Origin of the sequence: Bradyrhizobium sp. AZCC 2230 (genome assembly GCF_036924495.1) — a bacterium.
Taxonomy (GTDB): Bacteria; Pseudomonadota; Alphaproteobacteria; order Rhizobiales; family Xanthobacteraceae; genus Bradyrhizobium; species Bradyrhizobium rifense.
The window spans coordinates 942235-965393 of record NZ_JAZHRS010000001.1 but is presented as its reverse complement, the minus strand read 5'-3'; the positions used below and the strand labels follow the sequence as shown (position 1 = coordinate 965393).

At 60.0% G+C, this 23159-nt stretch carries 23 protein-coding genes; 18 read left to right on the top strand and 5 right to left on the bottom strand.

The window, feature by feature from the left end:
• The first annotated feature begins 150 nt into the window (after positions 1-150).
• From V1280_RS04600 to V1280_RS04560, 9 genes are all read left to right on the top strand, one after another.
• Entirely contained in the window at positions 151-1494 is a 1344-nt protein-coding gene (locus tag V1280_RS04600; protein ID WP_334519593.1) for a tyrosine-type recombinase/integrase, read from the top strand.
• A gap of 174 nt (positions 1495-1668) precedes the next feature.
• Complete coding sequence (locus tag V1280_RS04595; protein WP_334519591.1) at positions 1669-1914, top strand: helix-turn-helix transcriptional regulator; 246 nt, start codon at positions 1669-1671, stop codon at positions 1912-1914.
• 135 nt (positions 1915-2049) lie between these two features.
• Positions 2050-4464 carry a phage NrS-1 polymerase family protein gene (locus V1280_RS04590; RefSeq protein WP_334519589.1) on the top strand — a complete coding sequence of 805 codons (2415 nt, stop codon included), beginning with the start codon at positions 2050-2052 and terminating at the stop codon, positions 4462-4464.
• A 243-nt stretch (positions 4465-4707) separates the two neighbouring features.
• Positions 4708-5157 (top strand): hypothetical protein, encoded by a 450-nt coding sequence (locus V1280_RS04585; RefSeq protein ID WP_334519586.1) that lies wholly within the window; start codon positions 4708-4710, stop codon positions 5155-5157.
• Positions 5157-5498: a hypothetical protein gene (locus V1280_RS04580; protein ID WP_334519583.1), complete on the top strand. Its 342-nt coding sequence runs from the start codon at positions 5157-5159 to the stop codon at positions 5496-5498. Before V1280_RS04585 ends, V1280_RS04580 begins: the two co-directional genes overlap by 1 nt.
• Positions 5495-6001, top strand: a complete 507-nt coding sequence (locus V1280_RS04575) for a hypothetical protein (protein WP_334519580.1) — start codon at positions 5495-5497, stop codon at positions 5999-6001. Before V1280_RS04580 ends, V1280_RS04575 begins: the two co-directional genes overlap by 4 nt.
• A gap of 58 nt (positions 6002-6059) precedes the next feature.
• The gene (locus V1280_RS04570) at positions 6060-6218 is read left to right on the top strand and encodes a hypothetical protein (protein ID WP_334519577.1); all 159 of its coding nucleotides are present in this window, start codon (positions 6060-6062) and stop codon (positions 6216-6218) included.
• A gap of 321 nt (positions 6219-6539) precedes the next feature.
• Complete coding sequence (locus V1280_RS04565; protein WP_334519574.1) at positions 6540-7514, top strand: hypothetical protein; 975 nt, start codon at positions 6540-6542, stop codon at positions 7512-7514.
• Between the two features lie 206 nt (positions 7515-7720).
• Positions 7721-8545: a papain-like cysteine protease family protein gene (locus V1280_RS04560; protein WP_334519571.1), complete on the top strand. Its 825-nt coding sequence runs from the start codon at positions 7721-7723 to the stop codon at positions 8543-8545.
• Between the two features lie 428 nt (positions 8546-8973).
• On the opposite strand, the gene V1280_RS04550 is transcribed toward V1280_RS04560, so the two are convergent.
• Positions 8974-9975, bottom strand: a complete 1002-nt coding sequence (locus tag V1280_RS04550) for a S1 family peptidase (RefSeq protein WP_334519568.1) — start codon at positions 9973-9975, stop codon at positions 8974-8976.
• 44 nt (positions 9976-10019) lie between these two features.
• A complete protein-coding gene (locus V1280_RS04545) occupies positions 10020-10859 on the bottom strand; it encodes a DUF3800 domain-containing protein (RefSeq protein ID WP_334519565.1) in 840 nt (279 codons plus the stop codon).
• Between the two features lie 340 nt (positions 10860-11199).
• Between V1280_RS04545 and V1280_RS04540 the strand changes: the two genes are divergently transcribed.
• The 4 genes from V1280_RS04540 (at position 11200) to V1280_RS04525 (ending at position 13945) form a co-directional block, all read left to right on the top strand.
• Positions 11200-12147 (top strand): alpha/beta hydrolase, encoded by a 948-nt coding sequence (locus tag V1280_RS04540; RefSeq protein WP_334519562.1) that lies wholly within the window; start codon positions 11200-11202, stop codon positions 12145-12147.
• Positions 12148-12235: 88 nt separating this feature from the next.
• Positions 12236-12493, top strand: a complete 258-nt coding sequence (locus V1280_RS04535; RefSeq protein WP_334519560.1) for a type II toxin-antitoxin system Phd/YefM family antitoxin — start codon at positions 12236-12238, stop codon at positions 12491-12493.
• Positions 12493-12903 carry a type II toxin-antitoxin system VapC family toxin gene (locus V1280_RS04530; protein WP_334519558.1) on the top strand — a complete coding sequence of 137 codons (411 nt, stop codon included), beginning with the start codon at positions 12493-12495 and terminating at the stop codon, positions 12901-12903. The genes V1280_RS04535 and V1280_RS04530 overlap by 1 nt, the downstream gene beginning before the upstream one ends.
• Before the next feature lie 40 nt (positions 12904-12943).
• A complete protein-coding gene (locus V1280_RS04525) occupies positions 12944-13945 on the top strand; it encodes a Na+-dependent transporter (protein WP_334519556.1) in 1002 nt (333 codons plus the stop codon).
• On the opposite strand, the gene V1280_RS04520 is transcribed toward V1280_RS04525, so the two are convergent.
• The gene (locus V1280_RS04520; RefSeq protein WP_334519553.1) at positions 13942-14880 is read right to left on the bottom strand and encodes a GlxA family transcriptional regulator; all 939 of its coding nucleotides are present in this window, start codon (positions 14878-14880) and stop codon (positions 13942-13944) included. The two genes, V1280_RS04525 and V1280_RS04520, sit on opposite strands and share 4 nt — an antisense overlap.
• 91 nt (positions 14881-14971) lie before the next feature.
• Between V1280_RS04520 and V1280_RS04515 the strand changes: the two genes are divergently transcribed.
• Positions 14972-15658: a DJ-1/PfpI family protein gene (locus V1280_RS04515; RefSeq protein ID WP_334519550.1), complete on the top strand. Its 687-nt coding sequence runs from the start codon at positions 14972-14974 to the stop codon at positions 15656-15658.
• A gap of 334 nt (positions 15659-15992) precedes the next feature.
• On the opposite strand, the gene V1280_RS04510 is transcribed toward V1280_RS04515, so the two are convergent.
• A complete protein-coding gene (locus V1280_RS04510; protein ID WP_334519547.1) occupies positions 15993-16403 on the bottom strand; it encodes an NADH:ubiquinone oxidoreductase subunit NDUFA12 in 411 nt (136 codons plus the stop codon).
• A 246-nt stretch (positions 16404-16649) separates the two neighbouring features.
• Between V1280_RS04510 and V1280_RS04505 the strand changes: the two genes are divergently transcribed.
• The 4 genes from V1280_RS04505 to V1280_RS04490 all read left to right on the top strand — a co-directional run bounded on the left by V1280_RS04505 (position 16650) and on the right by V1280_RS04490 (position 20984).
• Positions 16650-17279: a BA14K family protein gene (locus tag V1280_RS04505; RefSeq protein WP_334519544.1), complete on the top strand. Its 630-nt coding sequence runs from the start codon at positions 16650-16652 to the stop codon at positions 17277-17279.
• Positions 17280-17857: 578 nt separating this feature from the next.
• Complete coding sequence (locus V1280_RS04500; protein WP_027530880.1) at positions 17858-18271, top strand: response regulator; 414 nt, start codon at positions 17858-17860, stop codon at positions 18269-18271.
• On the top strand, positions 18268-20526 hold the full coding sequence (locus V1280_RS04495; protein ID WP_334519538.1) for a CHASE3 domain-containing protein: 2259 nt from the start codon (positions 18268-18270) through the stop codon (positions 20524-20526). Before V1280_RS04500 ends, V1280_RS04495 begins: the two co-directional genes overlap by 4 nt.
• A gap of 23 nt (positions 20527-20549) precedes the next feature.
• Positions 20550-20984, top strand: coding sequence for a hypothetical protein (locus V1280_RS04490; RefSeq protein WP_334519535.1), 435 nt, complete (start codon positions 20550-20552; stop codon positions 20982-20984).
• A gap of 173 nt (positions 20985-21157) precedes the next feature.
• Here V1280_RS04490 and V1280_RS04485 read toward each other — a convergent pair whose 3' ends face one another.
• Entirely contained in the window at positions 21158-23158 is a 2001-nt protein-coding gene (locus tag V1280_RS04485) for a 3-hydroxybutyrate oligomer hydrolase family protein (protein ID WP_334519532.1), read from the bottom strand.
• Between the last annotated feature and the right edge of the window lies 1 nt (position 23159).

Sequence of the window (23159 nt, the reverse complement as noted above, 5' to 3'; positions counted from 1 at the left end):
ATCACGAGCGTACCTAACTCTTTGAGCTTGTTTTATTATCCCCAAGTTTAGACGATCATGAGCAATCATGAAGAAACAGGCGTAGAGAGCAGTGGTGAACTCGGAAAGGTGAATGTCTAGCGTGGCGATTAACCAGCGAGGTCGCCAGCAGTGCACGCACCAAATCCCCATAGACCCCAGCCAGCAAGCCCCAAAAAAGGTCTCACCCTCAAAACCATTCAAACCCTTGTCCAGGCCGCTCAGCCGGGCATGTGGGCGCACGAACGCGGGCTATGCCTTGCGGTCGCCAAAAGCGGCTCAGCCTTCTGGGCGCTCCGCTATTCCACGGCAGACGGTCGGCGGCGGCTAATGACCTTGCAGCCGTACCAGCCGATCGATGCAGCCGGACTGAAGGCCCTCGAATGGCAGGCTGCGGAACTCCGCAAGCTGATCAAGGCAGGCCGCGACCCCTTGGCCGAACGAGACGCGGACGCCGCCGCGACCGCTACGGCGGCCACGACGATCAACCGAATAGCCGTCGATACTTTCGAGGCAGTCGCGCGTGACTACATCGCCCAACACAAGGATGGTTGGAAAAATGCCAAACACCTTCAGCAGTGGGAGAACACGCTCGAAGCCTATGCATATCCGATCATCGGCAAACTGCTGCCGCACGAGATCACGACCGACGACGTATTGAAGGTCTTACGACAAGATCACGAGCGCGCGGAAAGGAAAGGCACGCTTTGGACAGGCGCACGTGAAACAGCATCGCGTCTCCGTATGAGAATCGAAACCGTGATCGGCGCTGCAAAAGCGAAAGGAATAACTAACACCGACAAGCGCGAAATTTGGATCAACCATCACAACCCGGCGCAATGGAAGGATCATCTTGAACATTGGCTGAACGGCAAGCAATCGAGAGGACATTTCAACGCCATGGACTGGAAAGACGCCCCCGCATTCATGATCGAATTGCGCGAAAAACCTGACTACAGCGCAAAGGCATTGATGCTGACAATTCTATGCGCGACGCGCACGAACGAAACGCTAAACTCCCAACGGACCGAATTCGATCTAGACAATGCGATCTGGATCATCCCTGCGGAACGTATGAAAGCGGGCGTAGAACACCGCGTCCCTTTGTCGGATGCCGCTGTTCAGCTACTGCGGTCGCTGCCAACGATCGATGAGAACCCCTATGTATTTCCCGGTATGAAGCGCGGTAAGCCGCTCGGCCACATGAGCATGTTGGAATTGCTATGCGGAATGCGCGAAGGCTTCACAGTACACGGCTTTAGATCAACGTTCCAAGACTGGGCGGAAGACACAACTATGCATCCGGACGTGATCACCGATATGGCACTCGCGCACACAATCAAGAACAAGACCAAGCGGGCCTATCGCCGAGGTAATGCATTCGACCGTCGTCGCGATTTAATGCAACAATGGTGCGACTATCTCCTAACGGACGCACCAACTTACAAAGCGAAATGGGAAAAGCTGATCGCCTGAAAGCCGATTGTGCATAATCCCCGGAAGAAGCCCGTTCGCGGGCTTTTTCTTTTTGACGCATCGTGAGCGAATATGAGAGTGCTTAGTTAGTCGCGTAGTCGGATGACAGCGGCGTAAGGGTCGGATGGCCTGAGTTGCGGTAGAGACGCAGCGCGCGCGGGTGGATGCCCTGCAATGCCCATCAATTCAAAGCAGGACCCCGCCCATATGTCTCAGGACAGCACGACCATTCTGACCACCGATCAGGTTTGCCAGCGCCTCACGATCTCCGCGCCAACGCTACGCCGCTACGCCAAAGCAGGCCACGGCTTCCCACCCAAGATTCCACTAGGTCCGCGTCGTGTTGGCTATCTCGCCAGCGACATTGAGAACTATATCGCGAACCGGCGCAAAGCGGCCCTCGCCACAGCGGACGGTTAGTCGTTCCGGTTAGTGGCGGCAATTTTGTGAACGCTCTCAAAGCACAAGGCGGAACGCTCATCCGCCGCACAGAGAGGCAGGCCCTGCCAGTGGCACCCGGCAGGGCCTCTAATCAACGTCTTTTAGGAAAGTCCGATGACTATATACGCTCATGTCGCGCGGCTCAACCGCTGCGCGCCGCTACACCGTATTGCCCTGCGCGCTTTCGATAGCGGGACGCCATCCCCTCACCTCGCCGATCCTCTCGCGGGACCGAAAGCCCTTCCGCAATGGGTGCTGTGGCGACTTGAACAATACGACGGGGAACCGAAACCGCGCAAAGTCCCCTACGATCCGAAGACGCTTAAACATGCCGACACAACCAATCCGACCACATGGGCGAGTTTCGAAACCGCAACGACGATTGCAACGATCAATCCGGAATTCCGGATCGGCTTTGTTTTCACCTTGAATGATCCATACATCTTCGTTGATCTTGATGCGTGCCGCGATCCGGACACCGGCGCGTATGACGATGAAGCGACACATATCTTCACGCGCCTCTTTCCGGGCGTAGCAGCGGAGATTAGCCAATCAGGAACAGGCTTACACCTGATCATGAGAGGGGACAAAACTCAATTCGGCAATCGTCGCAACAAATGGGACGGCCGATTTGAATTTTATCAGAACAACCGCTTTGTTGCTATTGCGGGCACCAATTGGGTTGGCAACGCCGACTTAGAGCAGACGGCATCGCTGCAAACATTCCTTCCGATCCGCAAACACGATCGCAACAATCAAGAAATCGAGACGATCCGCGATCCACGATGGTCCGGGCCGGAAGACGATCAGCAACTATTGGCCCGCATGCTTGCATCTGATGACAAGATGTCATCGGAGCGAATTGCCGAGTTAAACGACGCAATCATGCGTGATCCGCGCAACTTTGTCGCGAAAGCCCAATTCGACATCTTAAGCCGCCGCGTTCCGTTCGCTGCGCTATGGAACGGTGATGCAACGGCATTGAACCAATTCTATCCGTCGCCGGCCGGAAAGTCATTCGACCACAGCGCAGCGGATTTAGCGCTGATGAACAAGTTGGCGTTCTGGACCGGCAGAGATCATGTGCGAATGATCCGGCTTTTCAGCATGTCGGCATTGGGCAAACGCGAGAAATGGTGCAATCGCGCATACTATCGCAACAGAACAGCTAGTAGCAGCAACCAGTCATGCCGTGATGTTTATCGAGGCACCAATCAAGAGCGACGCGACAAACAGCGCGAAGAAAACGAGCGCATCGGCGAACAGCTTGAATTCGATATCACTACAAAGCTGATCACGCTGGATGAAATGATCAATGATTTCTTTTTCGTCAGTGGCGTTGGTGCGTCGGGCGGTGTCGCGAACGCAAAGACCTTGAACGTTCAATCTGTTGCGGTTGCCCGCAATGAATACGCTCCGTCAAAACATCCGGTCGAGTACACCGATAAGCGGACAGGTGAAACGAAAACGAAACTCGTTCCGGCATTTGAGCAATGGCTACCGCACGAGAAGCGAAAGCGCGTCGATAGCGTCACATGGAAGCCGGAAGGCGGCCCGATTTGCGACGTTCCGGAAAAGGTTGGTCTGAGCGGGTTCAATACGTGGCGCGGATTGATCAAGCCGACATGGCACGATCATTTCATCAACGATAATCAACTGCGCGAACGATGGCTGACCAGATGGCGCGACCACCTCGCCTATCTTGTGCCGATCGAAACCGAACGCGATCTGTTTGAGCGCTGGCTTGCGCACATTTTGCAGCATCCCGGCGAGAAAGTCGAAACCGCATGGTGCTTCGTCGCCAACATGACCGGCATCGGTCGTAACTGGCTTGGTGGTGTTCTTTCGCGAGTGGTGCGCGGCTACGTGCTAAACAACGCGATTTTGGACGTTGTTCTAAACGGGAAGTTCAACGGTCGAATGTCACGCAAACTGTTGATGATCGTTGACGAAGCCAAAGCGGGAATGCGCGGCCCGAACACATGGGCGCTGTCCGAGAAACTAAAGACGATGGTCAATCCTGACTTTCGCGAGATCAACGAAAAACACGGATTGGAATGGGTTGAACACAACGCGATGCGCTGGCTTGTGTTCTCGAATAACTGGGACGCCCTCCCCATCGAACGTGACGACCGGCGATGGAACATCGTCGAAAATCCGACGAAACCGCAATCAACGGCGTACTACATAGAAATCTATGACCTTGTCCGGCGGAACGAATTCATCGCGGCGGTATGGGCGCATTTATCCACCAGGTCGCTTGACGGCTTTAACGTGGGCGATCGATCGATAAACAATGCCGCGCGCGAAAGGATGCTCAACAGCGTTTCAACCGATCTCGAACCCGCGCAATTTGGTGTTGACGAAGCGGCTGTGCTTGCCGACGCGCAAACGGGCCTCGATAACCTCAAAGCCCGTTCACGCTATTTCGCCAATGGCTCGCAACTCCTGCGCGATATCATCACCGCTGTAAGCGTGGCCTGCAACGTGAACACCGACGACGCTTTTGCACTTCTGACAGGCAACTAATCGCGCCATGCGAAAGCTAGGACCAACACTGCCATCGTCCGTAACGCTACGGACGGGGCAGTACATTGGAGCCGAAGAATTGCGCCAAGCTCTGGCGGTGCGTTCACGCGCGGTACTCTGGCATTGGTCAGAACGTTACGGCTTTCCAAAAGCAACGATGCAGCATGGCCGCACCACCCTAACTGACCGCGCGGCGGTTGCCGCGTGGCTCCATAAATTCAATGTGCCGATCCGGTGGATTTGATGATGACCGCACCGCCTACCGACGATCCGCCGACGCCAAATCCCGCTATTTCTAGCGAGGTCGTTCGTGGTGAAGGTGGCCGATTTGTAACGACCTCAGGGCGCAAGCCGGGTTCAAAAAACCGGCTGTCGTCCTCGATGCTCGCAAGCATCAAAGAAATGGGGCCGGACGCAGTCAACAAATTACGCGATGCGCTCAAAGACAAAGACAGCGCGTCGCACTGGAAGGCGTTGGAATTGATCCTGCGTTACTGCCTGCCGCCAGCCCGTACGGTTGAGTTGGATAACGCAGAGCCCGCAACGGTCATGCAAGCGTTTATCGAAGGCGAGTTGACCGCCGACGAAACCAAGGCAATCGCGACAGCGATGGAGAAACTAAAGAACGTCACGGACATCAATGAAATGCGCGCACGCCTAACAGAACTCGAAACGATGCTAGCGCGACACTGATGCCGATTACGGAGCGGGACCGGAACAGACTTGCGGCGATCATCGCGCAGATAAAGCCGCCGAATAGCCTTGCCGCTCGCCTCGATACGGTAAGTGATGAGCAACGCGCTTATTACGCCAGATGGGAAGTACGTTACGAACAATGGGTCCAAGGGTGCAAAGCGAAACATGATGACGAAATCGGAATTGAAGCGCGCCCATACGCCCGCATGCTTGAAGGGTATGGGCCGCCAACGATGCGCCGCGACGTGGGAACCGCACTTTTCGGCGCAACGCCCAAGATACTATTGACCGACACTGAAACCGACGCGGCCCGCAAATGGATAGATCAACTACAATGACCAATGAGGCGAACACGGCAATGCGCGACCACTGCATTGCACAAGGCATAGTTGATGACTCACCGTTCCGCGATGTGCGCATCTATAAAGTATTTCATCCGCACCCGATGATTTACTCGTTCAATGGCGACGGGCTGATGCATTTTGCGAGTGCGACAGAATACGATCGCAGGAACGGCGAGTATGCGTCCAATAAGAATGCCACAATCAGAAAATGCGAAGCGCTCTATCTGGACAAATATCAGCGCGAGCCAGCGCGCGAGGTGCAGTTTTTCGCGGATGTCACGACGCCCGATCTTTCGATTAGCTGCGAAACATTCCTACGGATCGTACATCAGCACATATTGACCACGCCGGATCACTCGTTTGAAACGCCGAAAAACCTGCACTTGTTCTTCGAAAAGCAAACCAATTCTATGAACGACGCCGAGCGCCTGTTTGATGATTACGTTGATCAACTGGCAACGCGGTTTCCGGACAAGTGCAGCAATCGGCGCAAATAGATCGGCTAGTCGGACGGGCCGCGCTTCATCGTCCGAACCACAGAAGGATGACACCCCCATGGCGAAAATGACTAACGAACAGCACCGCGAAGCTGGACAGTCGCATCTGGAATATATGCGCGAACTGCTGGCGAAGCACGGCGATAGCGCGACCCTCAGTCTTCACGCTGATCACATGCGGTCATTGCTGGCTGCCGCGTCTCACGACAAACGTTAATCGAAATGCCCCCAGCAAGGGTTAGTCGCTTCTCCGTTGCTGGGTTCATGGGCAGGCCCCGGACGCCTTGTCGGATGTACACAAGGCGTCCGGGGAATGTCTCGGTGGATTGGCGGACGCGCCCTCCTCCCGAAGCATTGTCATGGCTTACGAATTTAGCACCCTCACCACACTGACTAACCATCGGGGCGATGTAGCTTCGCTGGCACCTCGCCGCACAACGAAAAAACAGCCATGTACTCTACGCCTTATCCTTACATTCAAACATGGGACTACTATAATATGCCACCTGAATGGGCATTGAAGCGGGACGGGCTAAGAATGGGAGAAGTAGCCAAGGCGGACGCCGTCAAGGTCGAGGAAATAAAGCGTCGCCAGACGATGCTGTTCGAGGCGTTTGGCCACGAAGGCGTTTACGGCGGCAAGTATTTCGCGCCGGTTGTCGATAAAGAACAAGAGATCGGAGCGGTATTCAACAGCACCTATCATGGCTCTCGTATCCTGACGGACTGTTTTCTGGATTTTTTTGGCCAGACGCTGTTGGAGCAAATCAAGCTGAATAACGAGAACGGTTGGCCGCAGGCGGAGGCGAATTACGCGACGTGCGTGCTGATGTATCTAACTATTTTTCGGAGCGTGCGCGCTTCGGATGTTTGCGCCAGCAACGCCTACCCGTTGCAGGGCTATATCATTCAGCGCAGCATCAAAGATCAGACGTTCATCCTCTGTGCCGCTGCGAACAATATGGCAGATTTCGCGACTCTGTTCGGGTGGAAGGGTTTGCCGGATGATAAGCCTTGGACGGACGAGGACAATAAGACGGCGATCAAGAACCGGCGAACGATTGAGAATCAAGTCCGTGAAAAGATCATCGGATCAAAATCCGGCCTAAAAGACGAGACAGTCAAACTTCTGGTCAAGGTGGACGGGATGTTCAATACGGAGGCTCACAGGGGCCTTTTTACGCTGTTTGGCGAATCTCATAAGCTGCTCCTGGAGCACAAGCTGGATGTGAGCTTGGTATCCGGCCCGAATAAGAACAGCGACCTCATGTTTGTGAACCGCGCGACGGAAACGAACTGGATGATCCACCGGCTCGTCCCGTTCATGCGCCGCAAAGACACACCGAAAAACGAGACGTGGGACAAGAATTGGAAGTTACTCGATGATCATTTCCGCTGGATGGTCGAGGGATTGGGCGCGATCGGCAAAGAAATTGCGCCTGCCTATCTCGAAATGATCGATGCCAAGTTCAGATTTGACCCGAGTACGTACTACGCTGAGCCCACGGGTTGAGCCAACTGCCGCGTCGTGCCGGGAATACGCTAAAGCGGCCCCATGCTCCGCTAGTTCGATTGAAACCATACGTGGAATAGCACCGCTCACCAAAGCGATTGACCGTCTGTCGTGTCGATACCGCGCCGCAGCGATGGCGGTGGCGAGCCGTTGGCACGCTTGCTCTAACTGCATATGGTGCGCATTGAAAAAGTGAGAGGTCGATCATGCCCTTGCCGCGGCCCGTGCCTTTTGTAAGCCAAGCCTATGATCCCACAGGTTGCTGGTGGGCATGTGCACGCATGCTGCGCTTATACTACGGAGGCGGATATGCCACTCCGCAGCAGTTGCCGGAACTTGAGAACGAGGACGGCACTCATCAACGACTGGGAGGGGACGCGTATAACAAATTTATGAGAAACGAGGGTTTAAGCTTTCTTCACAAGGACGTTCCGACGTCCACAGCGAACGATATCGACCTAGCGCTGACCGCGCTCGGGCCAATCATGGTCAGCTGGGGCGGAGGTCTACACGTATCGCTGGTCGTTGGCGTCCTCGGGCTAGACTTGTACCACCATGATCCCGCCGTTGGACCCTATCAAACCATGCCGGTGAACAGGTTCAATATTTATCGCACCGGTGGAGGCGGCGTCGTGGGTGGAATGCTGGTGCGCGACCCGCAGCTCAACCAGTGGGCTCGATACCAGAAAGAAGTCGTTCTCGCATCAGACGGAGTGACAAAAAAAGATGGATGGCCGACGGGCTGGTGGCGCGTGTGGGACGGCAGCACATGGTACTATTACCTCGGCAACGGCAATATCGCGATGTCGAGTAAGACGGCGCCGTCCTCGCCCGGCCCCCCGGCCAAGCCACACAACACCGGCAGGTGGGTTTTCACTGATCCGAGTACGCTCACGATCACTTGGAGGCAGGCCGCCGGCACTACGAAGCCCTGCGTGGAAACGTTCTGGAACGCGTCGCGCGACTGCGAGCGGATGAACGCGAACTCGAACCTGTACTCACCGCTTGCGGCGACACGGTTCGGGAAGTGAGGCGGTGTTCGAACAAAAAAAGCAACGCCTTCGTGGCTTGCCCTCGATCGACCCAGCACGCTAACACGGTGAGAAAGCTGGCGCGTCGGCCTCGCCCATTTCGCCCCCGACCGGGCCAAGACAGCGGGAAATCCAATGCTCTCGGTGCAAGACACCCCGAAGCGTCGATCTCGCTGCGCTGCCGCATGTGCCGACCACTTTCGTCCATGATCTCGCCGAACGGCTTCGCTGCCAAAAATGTAGAGCGGCTGGTACGCGCCCGGCAGCGACGCTGTTGCAACCTGGCAGAGGCCAGCGCAACCATCCGGACAGGCGAAGCGGAAACATCATCCGCCGCGTTCGCTGTGCAAGCGATTGAAATAATTTGCGGTGGCTGTTGCGAAAAACTTTCGCTCACCAAATAGCTAGCCAAAGCCCATAGCGACCGATCACGGCTGAGCGCGCATCTTATATCCCTCTGGCGGTTTGTAACCGAGGCGCACCATTTCGGGTTCAAAGTCGAGGATGCAATAGCTTGGGACGCAAGCGCCGAGATTATGAGGGATATTGGAGTACACTTTGGTTGTAAGTTGTGTAGGAGCCGGGATAACCCGGAGTTCTCCTTCGGTGGATGTTTCGAAAACGCCCCAAACAACTCCTAACAAGCCGACGCGATATCCAAGTTGCGGTTGACCATCCTCATTGATCCAAGCGCCAACGTTGTACAAAAAGACAGGCGAGCCGCTGGACCCGTGATAGATGGCGGCGTCAATCATGAATTGCTTTTTGCCGTTGAATTTCATGTAAACCGGAGTGGCGGTTACACCACGTCGGAAAATCGGGATGTTGTTCGCCGTATCGGAAATCCCATCCGGAAATCCAACAATCAAAACATCCTCTAGAGGTTGAAACTTTCTTAGATCGGCGCTTGATGCAATTAAGGCTTCATCTGCGCCTACCGCGTAGATCGGCTTCGATTCGCTTTGATATTTGTTTATTAGTTCGGAGACGAGGATCACCGCCAAATCAATTTCTGGGTCCGGATGTAGAATGATCCTTGGGTCAGACAAGACATCGATAGTTACATCAACGACTTTTCCAAAATCGGGTTCGTTCGCAGGCGTTCTGCGCGTCCATTTCATCGCGATCTTTGTCATTCCGGCGACAACGTGACGGTTGGTCACTATACCCGTGACGCCTTGATCGCCGTTCCTGAAGAAGTTGAAGAAGAATCCCGTACCGCTGTATTCGCGCCCCTGAGCGTCCTTTGTTCTGAGCAGAACTGCCGTGTGTTCGAGTTGTTGAGCGGCTGAAAGCTGTTTCGGTTTGGGTGCTTCAGCGGCTGGCGGTGCCGGAGGTGTGGGCGGATTGTCGTCGCTACGGGCGAATTTCGGCAAAAGTCCAGCGGACGCACTACCGATGATGATCGATCGCCTCGAAATCATTGTCATTGCGTCGCCCCTGCGAATGATTGCCGTACGTTCAACGAGCAGAGCTAGCCAATTCGACGTACCTTCGTTCGAGAGGCGTCAGCACCAGCTTGATCGTCTTCTTCGTCGGTCACTAACTCAACTTCGCTTACATGAACTCTGTAGACGAACCCTTTAACAGGCTTAAACGAGCGCTGGATGTAAGGCTTTATTGCACCGTAGCATTCATCAACATCAGTTTTTCCCATCAGTTTTCGCTTGATGATAAACGCGCAGTGATCTGCGATCTGTAGCAACAATGATTCATCCTTCTGTGCGAAATGCACAGCATCGATGATATTCGGCGCTTTAAATGCGCTTTCAGTTTCGAGCGTCGGATCGGTGTAGCCCTCATGCACGTTGCGAAGTGTTTTTTTGAGCACGGGAGTATCTTCCGCAATTAGCATTGCGTTTTCGGCAGGTGCGTTGCGCTCCATCCAAAACTGGACGCACTGAATCGCGTTGATGAATGCGTGGGTGTGAATGAAATTGTGCGCGCTTTTTGTGGGGATGCCGGGGCTCACCCTTTCGAGTTCCTGTTGTGTTTTGATGCGATCCAGTTCGCCCACGACGATAGGCAAGTCGAATAGGCGCGGGACTTGGGCGAGCTGAGTTAGAACTCTCATTCTTTCCTTGCGCGTCCAACGTGCTCGGTCGAACGGTCCGTTGCCGTGAAAGATATCTTTGGCGTGGAAAACAAATCGGTACAGGTCGTCGTCGGGGAACAGGGCAAGTGCCATCTCCCGAAAGTACGCTTCCAATTCCTTCCACTGCCGGTCAGGGTCCACAATGACCCCGGCCACGACTAGGACAGGCTCTTGTGCGGGATTTGATACACCCGCTTCGTCCAAATAGACCAACCGCATGATTGCCCTGCCCTTGAGGGAGGCCCCCGAGCGCCTCGCCCAGTGGGCAGGCTGCAACGCGACTCAGCTACCCCCCGGGTTTATCACGGGTGCGGGTTCCGCGCCGTTCCCGAGAAATGGTTAGTCACAACTGGTAAGTTGAAAGCCCTAGCGATTGAAATTATTGGTCTTTTACTCTTGACGGGCGGAAAGGGCGGCATCCCTGCCCTGCCCGGCGCCGGCTGGCCATCCCGGTCCACCGATGGGATAATCCGGAGGCTCCTCCCCGGGGCCGAGGCGGGCTTTGCCCCCCGAGAACGACGCCTAACCATAACCAAAAACCCCGGAGGTCGCTCCCCCCATGCCCGTCGTGCTCGATCCCAATGCTACCGCCGTCTACAAGGCTTTTCAGGAGGCCGGCCGTCCCGCCTACGAGACGCTGACAGCGACTGAGGCGCGCGCCTATTACGCTCAAGCCCGCTTTGCGACCAACCCCGAGCCGCCGGAACTTGCGCGCGTTGGATCGCTGTCGATCCCGGCGCAGCACGGGACGATCCCCGCGCGCATCTATGTGCCGAAAGAGCCGCGCCTCAAGGACGGGCTGGCGCCCGCGCTGGTGTTCTTCCATGGCGGCGGCTGGGTGATCGGCGATCTCGACAGCCACGACGTGGTCTGCCGGCAACTCGCTGATGCCGGCGCCCTGATCGTGATCGCGGTCGATTACCGCCTCGCGCCCGAGCACAAATTTCCTGCCGCCATCGACGATGCGATCGCGGCGACCAAATGGATCGCCGCGCATGCGCGCGAGCTCGGCATCGACGCATCGCGCCTCTCGATCGGCGGCGACAGCGCAGGCGGTAACCTCACCGCCGTCGTCGCCCTCGCCGCGCGCGACGGCAACGGCCCGAAACTCACCGGCCAGGTGCTGATCTATCCCGCCGTTGATTTCGCCATGACGCATGGCTCGCACAGCGAGCCCGAGACCAGCGTACTGCTGACGCATTCGGTAATCCGCTGGTTCCGCGATCATTACCTCAACGGTGCCGGCGACATCCACGACTGGCGCGCCTCGCCCGCGCGCGCCGAAAGCCTTGCCGGCCTGCCGCCAGCCTACGTGCTCACGGCCGGCGCCGATCCCTTGCGCGACGAGGGCGACGAATACGCCGCGCGCCTGAAACAGGCCGGCGTGCCCGTCACATACAAACACTTCCCGGGACAATTCCACGGCTTCCTCACCATGGGCAAATTGCTGCAACAGGCCAATGTCGCAGTGAGCGAGATCGGCGCATGGCTGAAAGATCTGGGCTGAGAACGCCGCGAGCGGTTGGCCTCCTCCTTGACGAGGGCCACCAGGGAGCGCATATTCTAGCCAGAATTTCTGGCTAGAAAGATTTAGCATGTCCAAGCGAGTCTGGTCGGTGCAGGACGCAAAAAACCGCTTCAGCGAGGTGGTTAATGCGGCGCAACGCGCGCCGCAGACAGTAACGCGGCATGGCAAACCGGCTGTGGTCATCTTGAATGCCGCAGAGTTCGAACGCCTGCAGGAACTGCAACGCGCTCGGGCGCCCTCTCTTACCGATCTGCTTCTCGAAATGCCGCAAGACGACGAGGAATTTCCACGCGCGCGCGTTGCGGATCGTGACGTCGGCCTCTGATGTTTCTACTCGACACCGTCACGTTGTCCGAACTGCGTCGGACCAGACGCAACCCGTCGGTGGTAGCCTGGATGGAGCGGCAGAGGACGGCTGATCTTTTCCTCAGCGTCGTCAGCATCGGCGAAATCGAGCGCGGAATCGCACGTCAACGCGTGGCGGATTCTAGCTTTGCAGATGCGCTCACCGCCTGGCTGGATCGCGTTCTCGCACTCTACGGCACACAGGTCTTGCCATTTGATCTCCAGACCGCGCGTCGCTGGGGGATTCTCAGTGCCGCGCTCGGCAATGACAGCGCCAACCTCATGATCGCCGCCACGGCCCTCGAACACGGGCTTACAGTCGTGACGCGCAATGTGTCGGACTTTGAGCCCGCGGGAGTCCGCGTCGTAAATCCATTTGAAGGCAAGTAGCCAGCCTCGCCCTCGAGTTGCTATTCCGGACGCTCCAAAAATGCACCCTGCTCTTCTATGCGCGCTTCCGCTGCGCGGCCTGACTTGGCTTGGCAGCCAGGGTACGCGCGCTGTGGCCGCCGTCGTGTTCATCGCCGCCGCCGTGCCGCCGCTCGGCGCGCTGCTGCGGCCCTACGTGACCGAGGCGATCCTTGTTCTGCTCTGCATCTCCTTCATGCGGGTGGATCTGGCGGCGCTGTACGGACATCTGCGCCGGCCGGCGCTGGTGGCGACGACCACCGCCTGGACCACGATCGGCGTGCCGCTGATCGTCGGACTGATCGCGCACGCGACCGGGCTCACCGACCGTGCGCCCGGCTTAGCTCTCGCGCTGATGCTCCAGAGCATGGCCTCGCCGATGATGGCCGCACCGGCGCTGGCCGCGCTGATGGGCCTCGATGCGACGCTGGTGCTGGTCACGATGGTGGCCGCAACCGCGATCGTGCCCTTTACGGCGTCGCTGTTCACCAGCCTGTTTCTCGGCGGCATGCTGAGTATCTCGCCGCTCACGCTCGGCCTGAAACTGCTCGGCATCCTCGCGATATCGCTGTTCGCCGCGACCACGATCCGCTGGATTTTCGGCGCGGATGCGATCCTGCGCCACAAGCAGCCGATCGACGGCTTCAACATCGTCATCCTCTTCATCTTCGCATCCGCGATCATGGGCGACGTCGCGCACGACTTCATCGCCGATCCCCTGTTCACGATCGGCATCGCGGCTCTCGCCTTTGCGGTCTATTTCACGCTGCTCGCGGTCACGACGCTGCTCTTCCGCCGCATCGGCTATGAGCGCGCGCTGGCGCTCGGGCTGATGGTGTCACAACGCAATCTCGGCCTGATGCTGGCCGCGACCGCCGGCGCGCTGCCGGCCACGACCTGGCTCTATTTCGCGATGACGCAGTTTCCGATCCATCTTGCGCCGTACATTCTGACGCCGATCGCGCGGCGATTGACGGCGCGGGCGGATACGACCGCAGCAGCGGCCGCAAAGAGCTCCACCTAACCCGCCCGCGCCGCGCGCCGCAGCGCCTGTGGCGGCTGGCCAAAAGCCCGGATGAAGGCGCGCCGCATGCGCTCGGGATCGCCGAAGCCGGTCGCTTCTGCCACGAGCTCGATCGCTTCGCGCGAGGACTGCACGCGCTCGCGGGCGACTTCGATCCGTAACCGCTCGATCGCCTTCGACGGCGTCGTACCGGTCTCGGCGGCAAAGGCGCGGGCGAAATGCCGCGCGCTCATCCCGGCGCGATCGGCGAGGTTTTCCACCGTCAGCGGCGCGTCGAGATTTTCCCGCGCCCAGGACAGCAGCGCACCGAAGCGGCCGTTCGGGGTCTTCAATTCCAAGAGCGATGAGAACTGCGACTGGCCGCCGCTGCGGCGATGGTAGAGCACGAGCTGGCGCGCGGTCGCCTGCGCGATCTCCTCGCCATGGTCCTCGGTGACCATCGCCAGCGCGAGGTCGATCCCGGCGCTGATGCCCGCCGACGTCCAGACATTGCCATCGCGCGTGAAAATCTGGTCCGGCTCGAACTTCACCTGCGGATACCGCGCGACGAAATCGCGCGTGCGGCCCCAATGCGTGGTGGCGCGGCGGCCGTCGAGCAGGCCGGCCTCCGCCAGCACATAGGCGCCCGAGCAGACGCTGGCGACCCGCACGCCGCGCTTGGCCAGCCGCTGCACGAAGGCGAGCGTGGCCGCACAGCGCGCCGCCGCTGAGACGCCTGCACCGCCCGCCACGACCAGCGTCGTGATCGCGTTCGCCGATTTGAAATCGCGCGCCATCATCTCGACGCCGGAGGACGAACGCACCGCGCCTGCGGTCACCGCCAGCACCCGCAGCGCCAGCGGCTTGCCGCTGGCGCGTGCCGCGATCTCGAACACCGAGATCGGGCCGGCCGCATCGAGCAACTGGAAATCCGGGAAGATCAGGATGCCGATCATGGTCATGTCCGAAAGTGAGGGAATTACGCCATTTTGGACAGGAGGGCATCATGCCAGTTTGCGCCCGTCAAGCTCTTCCTTGGAGGTTTTCATGTCGGCACCGCTCCAGATCGGTCTTTTGGTGTTCCCGCGCGTCACCCAGCTCGATTTTACCGGGCCGTTGCAGGTGTTTGCCAACGTCCCCGGCGCGAAGCTGCATCTGATCTGGAAACGGATCGAGCCGGTGCCGAGCGATTCCGTGCTGACGCTGACGCCGACCACGACATTCGCCGATTGTCCGCAGCTCGACGTGATCTGCGTGCCCGGCGGCGGCGGCACCGACGACCTGCTCAATGACGACGAGGTGCTCGACTTCCTGCGCCGGCAGGCCGAGGGCGCAAAGTACGTGACATCGGTTTGCACGGGATCGCTGGCGCTCGGCGCCGCCGGCCTGTTGAAGGGCTATCGGGCCGCGACCCATTGGAGTGCGATGGAGATGCTCAGCCAGTTCGGTGCGACACCGACCAAGACGCGCGTCTGCGTCGACCGCAACCGCGTCACCGGTGGCGGCGTCACCGCGGGGATCGATTTCGCGCTGACGCTGGTCTCGATCCTGTGCAACCGCACGACGGCGGAAGCGATCCAGCTTCAGCTGGAATACAATCCGGCGCCGCCGTTCAATTCAGGCTCGCCCGACACCGCATCCGCAGACGTGCTCGCCTTGCTCAGAGAGCGCGGCGCGCCACGGCAGGCCCGCCGCCTCGAAGCAGTCGCGCGTGCGTCGGCGCGCATGATGTAACGCGCCTCACAACAGAAAAAGGCCGCCCGGTTTCCCGAGCGGCCTTTCCTGTCTCACGGCGGCTGCACATTCTCATCGGGCGATTTCGGAGCTTCCAGACCGGGGGCCTATCTCCCGATCGAGTCCTGGTCGGCGGCCGCTGCATTTCGGGACAGTCGCGAACTGTTGCCCGAACCGAACGCGATGGTCTCCCATCTCCGTAAGATGCGTTCATTGAGCCGCATCGCTCGCGCAGGCGCAACGGCCCGACAGCCGGCATCCCCGCTGTTCCCGTTGTCCACAGCGGAGTTAGGCGGATGCGTGTGCATCCACCATGAAGGGGAAATGTGTCGGCCTAGCCAGGCGTCCAGGGCTGGTAGTCGCCGGTCGCCTTGGGACGCTTGCTGCCGCTGGCGAGCGTCGAGCCAGCCGGACGGTAGGCCTTGGCCGTGCCTGTCGGATTCGGCTGGTGCGGCTTCTGCCATTCGCGCGGCTGATAGTTCTCCTCGGTCGGCGGCACGTCGACGACGTGATGCATCCAGCCATGCCAGCCCGTCGGGATGCGGCTGGCTTCCGCATAGCCGTTATAGATCACCCAGCGCCGCTCGAAGCCGAGCGTCGGATCGATCTTGCCGCCGGCCGTGCGGTAGTAGCGGTTGCCCTGCTCGTCCTCACCGACCAGCTCCCCGAACCGGCGGGTCCAGAGTTGGGTGCCAAAGGTCTGGCCGTTCCACCAGGTGAAGAGCTTCAGGAAGAATTGTTTCATGCGGCAAGGGCCCTGCTTCGTGGGTCCTGATGCCATCCGGACGGCCAAATGTCCAGTTCGCCCGGTGCGGCCGTGCCCCACGCCAAGCGCGGTGCCTCGGCCTGGGCTCGGCCGCAAAGCGAGCACGGTCCGTTCATGCCCGGTACAGCGACCGCGTGGAAATCTGCCTCTTCACGCGCACACCGGCGTGAACCCAGGAACAACGGCCCTTTCGGTGGGTTTGCTCTCTGGAAAAGGAGTTTGATCATGAGAAGCCTGAAAGTTTTGAGCGCTGCCGCAGCGCTGGCGCTGGTCCTTCCGATGGCGACCCCGAGCTTTGCCCAGGGCCACGGCGGTGGTGGCGGCGGTGGTGGCGGCCATATCGGTGGCGGCGGCGGCGCTCATTTCGGTGGTGGCGGCGGTGGAGCTCATTTTGGAGGAGGCGGCGGTGGCGGCGGTGCCCGTATGGGCGGCGGCGGCTTTGCTGCTGGCCCCCGGATCGGTGGTGGCGGTGGCAATTTCGCGGCTGCGCGCCCGAGCGCCGGGCCCGCCTTCAACGGCGGTGGCCGCAACTTTGCTGCAGCCGGCGGCCAATGGAATGGCGGCGGAGGCAACTGGCACGGCGGCGGCTGGCATCGTCACGGCGGCTTCTGGCCCGGCGTCGCGGCCGGCGCGGCGATCGGCGCGCTGGGCTCGTCCTACGCGTATTACGGCGACGGCCCGTATTACGGCGATGGCTATTACGACAACAGCTACTATGACGACGGCGCGACCGTCGCCGTGGTTCCCGACGATGGTGGTGACGCGTCAGCCTATTGCGCCCAGCGCTTCAGGTCGTACGACCCGGCGTCGGGTACCTATCTCGGCAACGACGGTATGCGGCATCCCTGCCCGTAACACGGTCTGAAGAACATGATCTATGAGCGGCGCCGACCAACGGCGCCGCTCATTTAGGTTGGCCGCCTCTCGGCGAGTTTCCGGTTTCGGACACGGATTGAGCGACCATCAGGGTGCGGTCGTGAAGCCAGAAGCCGGCGAACAGGACGGCGAGAACGATCGCATAGACCGCGCATGAGCGGCGAGCCCATCGTCGATACGTCTTGCGATCCTCCGCGCTCAGGTCTTGCACGTCTTGTCGCGAACGCAGCCCATGAAGCGCGAGTCGGGTCATCGCAGAACCTCCGCAGATCAGGTTCTGCAGTAGTTCGACCCGCATGCACGCGTCATCATCCCGTCGGGTGACGTACGCCCCCTGCCCCCAGAACGCTTCAACCAAGCAGCAGCTTTCATGGATCGCGCGGATTTGTCTCAACCTGTCATTGAAATCCGACGAAATTCACTTGCCACGCGGAACCCGCAGAGGCGCTATGCATTGCGGCGTGCATACCTATATAGGTCCAATCCAAAATTGACCCGGCGCACGATTCGCCTATATCACCAATCGCTGTGGGGACTTCGATGTACTAGGAAGGGTCATGCCGCGTATTCTCGTGGTCGATGACGATCCGATGGTCGGCGCGACCATCGAGGTCCTCCTCCTGCGCCAGGGCTTCGACGTCACGCTCACCGACGGCGGCGAAACGGGGTTGGCTGCGCTGGAAGCGCAGACGTTTGATGTCATGCTGGTCGATATCTTCATGCCGCATATGCGCGGCTTCGAATCCATCCGCATCTTTCACGAGCGTGCGCCGGCGATCCCGTTGATCGCCATGTCGGGCTACGCTTTCGCCTCATCCGCCTCGCCCTCCCCGGACTTCCTCCGCATGGCGCTGGAGCTCGGCGCATCGCGCTGCCTGCGCAAGCCGTTCACGCCCGAGACGCTGTTGACCACCATCCGGGAATGCCTCGGCGAGAGCGCGCCGCCGAAGGACCAGAAAGAGGCCCCTTGATCCCCTCGCAGCGCGTCATTCTCGGTGCTGGACTAGCCATCCTCCTGCTCATCACCGCCGCTTCGATCGGGCTCGACGTCAAGTCGCGGTCAGACGCGGCCTGGGTCAACCACGCCGTCGAGGTGCTGAAGAAGATCTCGGACATCAACCTGCTGGTTCGCCGCGCGGAAAGCGCGCTACGCGGCTATGAGATCTACCGCACGGCAGGCTTCATCGACGAATTCCAGGCTGCCCGCAGCCGGATCGCACCGGCGCTCGGCGACCTCAAGCTTGCCATCCGCGACAATGCTGACCAGGTGACGCTGATGGAGGCTACGGAGCCTCTCATCCTTCGGCGCATCGAGGTCGCAGCCGAATCGCTTCGGCTGCGCATCAATGGCGACAACGAGGGCTCCAACGCGCTGAGAGACCGCGGCGAGGGACGCGGCCTGATGGAAACGCTCACGGGACATCTGGATCGGCTGGCCGCGGGCGAAGAGAAGCTGCGCGCCACCCGCGAAGCGGCCTCGCGCCGGACCGGAATCGTGCTGCTCGGCATCGACGTCATTGGCGCGCTGGTGATCCTGCTGCTGGTCGGCATGCTCTTGCGCGAGAGCCAGCGCACCCAGGTCGCGCTCAAGAGCACGCTGCTGGAAACCACGGCGGAGAAGCAACAACTCGAAGCCGCCGTTGCCGAACGCACCGAGCACCTCGTTACCGCGCATGACGAGCTGCGCCTGTCGATCAACGTGCTCCAGAGCACGTTCCACAGCATGGCGGAGGCGGTGCTGGTGATCGACAGCGAGGGCAACGTCCTTCTGTCCAATCCGGCCGCGGAGCGGATGCTGCTGCACCGCGCCGGCATGAATCTGCGCAATCTGCGGGCGATATCCGACGTCTTTCACGGCGACGGCCTCACGCCGCTCAAGCCAACCGAGCTGCCTTCCGCGCGCGTGCTGCGCGGCGAGCAGTTCGAAGATCTGGAGATGATCGTCCGCCCGCACAGCGGCGATTCCGCGCGCCATCTCATGATCAGCGGCCGGCCGATGCTGGATGCGCAGGGCACGATCTCCGGTGCCGTGCTGGTCTATCACGACGCGACCTCGTCGCGCGAGACCGAGCGGCAACTGCAGCAGTCGCAGAAACTCGATGCCATCGGCAAGCTGACCGGTGGCGTCGCGCACGACTTCAACAACATGCTGACCGTGATCTCGGGCAATACCGAAACGCTGGTGGCGGGCCTGAAAGGTCAGCCGGAGCTGCAGCGCACGGCGCGCCTGATCGACGACGCCGCCGAGCGTTGCGCCGAGCTGATCCAGCACCTTCTCTCGTTCGCGCGCAAGCAGCCGCTGCAGCCGCGCGACGTCGAGATCAACGCCGCCATCACCGACATCGCAAAGCTCCTGCGCCCCACCCTCGGCGAGCAGATCCAGATCGAAACCGTGCTCCAGCAGGGACCGATGACCTCGCACATCGATCCGTCGCGGCTCACCAATGCGGTGCTCAACATGGCGATCAACGCCCGCGACGCCATGCCGAACGGCGGCAAGCTCCTGCTCGAGACCCACCGCATCGTTCTGGACGAGGCTTACGCGCAGGCCAATGCCGACGTCAGGCCCGGCCCCTATGTGATGCTCGCCGTCAGCGACACCGGCACCGGCATGCCGCAGAGCGTGCAGGACAAGGCGTTCGAGCCGTTCTTCACCACCAAGGAGGTCGGCAAGGGCTCCGGTCTCGGCCTCTCGATGGTCTACGGCTTCGTCAAGCAATCCGGCGGCCACATCAAGATCTACAGCGAGCAAGGCCATGGCACCACGATCAAGCTCTATCTGCCGCCGGGCGAAGGCACGACGGAAGCCGCGACCTCGATCGCACAACAAGCCGAAGGCGGCGCCGAGACCATCTTTGTCGTCGAAGACGACACGATGGTGCGCAATTTCGTCACCGCCCAGCTCCAGAGCCTCGGCTACAAGACGGTCGCCGCCGCGGACAGCCGTGCCGCGCTGCAATTGATCGAGGCCGGCCAGGCCTTCGACCTGCTTTTCACCGACGTCGTCATCCCCGGCGGCATGAGCGGCCGCGAGCTCGCCGAAGAGATCGCCAAGCGCCGGCCGGGAGTCAAAGTGCTCTACACCTCCGGCTACACCGACAACGCCATCGTTCACCACGGCAAGCTCGACGACGGCGTGATGCTGCTGACAAAGCCGTACCGCCGCAACCAGCTCGCCGAGATGATCCGGAAGGCGCTGAACGGCGGGGGAATGGCGGCGGGCTAGCGCGTCGCGAGCAGGAGGCGAGCTTGAGGAAGGCTGCTGCTTATCTGAGGCGGAACAAGGTCATCATTTGTCCGGTCTCGGACACCACGGACGGCGTTGGCGTGATTTGCGCACCTGTCTTCGACCTTGAAGCGAGCGATGTGTCGGGCGTGGGAGCTGCTGTACTGGAAGCTTTGCAGCTTTCGAGAGAAGGGATTCCTCACCCTGCTCCGGCGGACTGGAGCAAGCTGTTCAAGCCTGTCCTCAAGGCCGCGGGAGTTGGATCGTGGAAGACATTCGTCCGGTCAACAAAAGATGTAATCGTTAGATTTGAGACGAACCGTATCGTCTACATTCCGACCAGGAATCTTGGCTCGCGGAATGGCTTCGTTCCGCTCCCGGAAAAGGAGCGATCGAGCGCTCCGATGGCTGCAGAAGTTGGACCGGCGCTGCTGGCTGCGTTCGGTGATGCTGAATAGTGATCCAGTCCGCGGATCTCCTAGTGCGTCGCCAGCAGCACCGCGGCAAGCTGGACGACGGCGTGAATGCTGCTGACAAAGCCCTACCGCCGCAATCAGCTCGCCGAGATGATCAGGAAGGCGTTGGGTGGCGGCGGGATGGCGGCGCCTTAAACAGGGGTGCCCGCGCGGACTCAATCCGGCACGAGAACCCGGCCATGATCGACGAGGATCCTGTCGCCCTCGGACGGGGCAGCCGATATTGACGGCACGTTCACGGATTGAAGCATGGGAGCCTTCCCAGGCTCGCCTCCGCGTGGCGTTGTCCGAACGACCTGGCTCGGAGGCAACGGCGTCTTTCGGGTCAAGTGGGCCCACATCAGGTCGAGGGCCCGCAGATGATAGAGGACGAGCGGAACCATTCTCGTGTCGAAGCCTGGCAGATCGGTCCCGAAATGCTCCGCATTCGTGACCTCGATATAGCGCAGCTTCGCACTTTCGCCGTCAACGATATTGTTCAAGCCCAGATACGGGCGCGACGAGAAGCTGACGGGAACACGGTCGTCATTGCGGCCATGCACGATAATCGTCGGCAATCCGTGCAATTGACCTGATGCCAAGAATTCGTCGATACCGGTCTTCACGCGCTGCGATCCGGGGGAATTTCCGGTCACGAGTTCACGAATACAGACGGCTCCATCCAGATTGAAATCCTGCCGCCCCGTGCTGGGCGATACCGAAAGCCAGCTGCGCCGTGCCCCCGTCGGATCGTTGTCGTTGACCACATCGATGGTTCCGGCCGGAGCACCTCCCGGCGCAACGGAGAAGATCGCCGCAGCCAGATCGGGAGGAACCGCAACCGGCCGTCCATCCGCATCCGTTGCAGCGTAGCTGTAACCGCAAACACGGTCGCGGACGTCGAAGCGACCGTGATCGTTGACGTACTTGGTTGCGGTTGCGTCCGGCGCGACGAAATACCCGAATGCGTGACCGACGTCGGTCTCTTCGTCCCAACCGTAAGCATGCATGCGATCGAGTGCCTCGCGCGCCTGGGCGTCCAGGGTCGCAGACGTCAGCAAGCCCTTGTCGTGAAGGGACTGGCATCGGTTCGCCGCGAATGGCACACGGTCCCGCAACGGAATATCGGTCACCGCGAGCACCGCGCATGGCTGATAGAGGTTCCCGAAGCTGAAATAATCGAGCAGGCTGCGACCTGTGCCTCGCCGCTCGACAGTCCCGCGCTTCACGACCACCCTGTCGTCGGGCTTGAGCTGGACTTGCGGCTCGCGCGCGACGACACCGTCAAACAGGTGCGCGGCGTCCTTTTCTGCGCCGTAGAGGACGGCCCCGCCGCCGTTCGAGCTTCCCGTTGCAATAACGATCGTATTTTCACGGGTGAAGCCCGGGTCCCGCTTCGCCAACTCGACAAATGCGAATTGCACCGACCGGAGCAGATCGGTGCCCCAATCCTTCTCGGGGTTCTGCTTGGAATGTGCAGCCTTGAACGCAACGCGATGAGGCCATACAGCGAGGAACGAGGTGCGCGCCGCTTCGTCAAGATCGGCGCGGAAGTGCGCTTTCGATCCCGCCGCTTGTGCCGGCACTTGTGGGCCGTCGATCAGATTGACCGTATCGTTCTCGAGAAGATGGAAGCCGTTGCCATGTCCTTTATCGTTGTAGACGACGGCGCAACGATGACGCAGCCCCCAATAGCCGAAATCGACGATGTCGCGAAACAGGCTCGCTGAGCCCGCGACCGGAATTGCGATGAGGCATCGCCTCTCCGTCGAGAGGTCTGACGGAATCTGCAAGAGCATCGCGACGTTCTGACTGCCGCCCCCATCGTCCGCATAGGCAAGAACTTCGTCGCCGGCAATCCTGCCCTCATCGTCGAATGATCGACCCGTCTCCTGATCGACATGGGGGCCGAACAGCCGGCCATAACCCTGCCCTTTGCTCGCGCGGTAGAATACCGAAGCGCGGCGCAGTTCTTGTGCTGTTGGATGCAGGGGATCCGCGAAACGCGGAGCAGCCCCGGTCATTGCCTCGGCACCCATTCCCGCGGTGACAAGGTCGTCTGACGTGCCGTCATAATGTGTTACTTTTTCTTCGTGCAGCCAAGCCGGAAGCTCGCCCGCGCGAGCCATTCCGATCGACATCAGGGCGAGAGAAACGGCGCAGAAGGTTTTCATCATG

Excerpts from the sequence above, each read along its gene's own strand:
- V1280_RS04590 (WP_334519589.1), top strand. The coding sequence starts at position 2,050 with ATGACTATATACGCTCATGTCGCGCGGCTCAACCGCTGCGCGCCGCTA.
- V1280_RS04595 (WP_334519591.1), top strand. The coding sequence starts at position 1,669 with ATGCCCATCAATTCAAAGCAGGACCCCGCCCATATGTCTCAGGACAGC.
- V1280_RS04545 (WP_334519565.1), bottom strand. The coding sequence starts at position 10,859 with ATGCGGTTGGTCTATTTGGACGAAGCGGGTGTATCAAATCCCGCACAA.
- V1280_RS04525 (WP_334519556.1), top strand. The coding sequence starts at position 12,944 with ATGCACCCTGCTCTTCTATGCGCGCTTCCGCTGCGCGGCCTGACTTGG.
- V1280_RS04485 (WP_334519532.1), bottom strand. The coding sequence starts at position 23,158 with ATGATGAAAACCTTCTGCGCCGTTTCTCTCGCCCTGATGTCGATCGGA.
- V1280_RS04530 (WP_334519558.1), top strand. The coding sequence starts at position 12,493 with ATGTTTCTACTCGACACCGTCACGTTGTCCGAACTGCGTCGGACCAGA.
- V1280_RS04560 (WP_334519571.1), top strand. The coding sequence starts at position 7,721 with ATGCCCTTGCCGCGGCCCGTGCCTTTTGTAAGCCAAGCCTATGATCCC.
- V1280_RS04575 (WP_334519580.1), top strand. The coding sequence starts at position 5,495 with ATGACCAATGAGGCGAACACGGCAATGCGCGACCACTGCATTGCACAA.
- V1280_RS04585 (WP_334519586.1), top strand. The coding sequence starts at position 4,708 with ATGATGACCGCACCGCCTACCGACGATCCGCCGACGCCAAATCCCGCT.
- V1280_RS04580 (WP_334519583.1), top strand. The coding sequence starts at position 5,157 with ATGCCGATTACGGAGCGGGACCGGAACAGACTTGCGGCGATCATCGCG.
- V1280_RS04520 (WP_334519553.1), bottom strand. The coding sequence starts at position 14,880 with ATGATCGGCATCCTGATCTTCCCGGATTTCCAGTTGCTCGATGCGGCC.
- V1280_RS04570 (WP_334519577.1), top strand. The coding sequence starts at position 6,060 with ATGGCGAAAATGACTAACGAACAGCACCGCGAAGCTGGACAGTCGCAT.
- V1280_RS04505 (WP_334519544.1), top strand. The coding sequence starts at position 16,650 with ATGAGAAGCCTGAAAGTTTTGAGCGCTGCCGCAGCGCTGGCGCTGGTC.
- V1280_RS04540 (WP_334519562.1), top strand. The coding sequence starts at position 11,200 with ATGCCCGTCGTGCTCGATCCCAATGCTACCGCCGTCTACAAGGCTTTT.
- V1280_RS04565 (WP_334519574.1), top strand. The coding sequence starts at position 6,540 with ATGGGAGAAGTAGCCAAGGCGGACGCCGTCAAGGTCGAGGAAATAAAG.
- V1280_RS04510 (WP_334519547.1), bottom strand. The coding sequence starts at position 16,403 with ATGAAACAATTCTTCCTGAAGCTCTTCACCTGGTGGAACGGCCAGACC.
- V1280_RS04500 (WP_027530880.1), top strand. The coding sequence starts at position 17,858 with ATGCCGCGTATTCTCGTGGTCGATGACGATCCGATGGTCGGCGCGACC.
- V1280_RS04535 (WP_334519560.1), top strand. The coding sequence starts at position 12,236 with ATGTCCAAGCGAGTCTGGTCGGTGCAGGACGCAAAAAACCGCTTCAGC.
- V1280_RS04550 (WP_334519568.1), bottom strand. The coding sequence starts at position 9,975 with ATGACAATGATTTCGAGGCGATCGATCATCATCGGTAGTGCGTCCGCT.
- V1280_RS04515 (WP_334519550.1), top strand. The coding sequence starts at position 14,972 with ATGTCGGCACCGCTCCAGATCGGTCTTTTGGTGTTCCCGCGCGTCACC.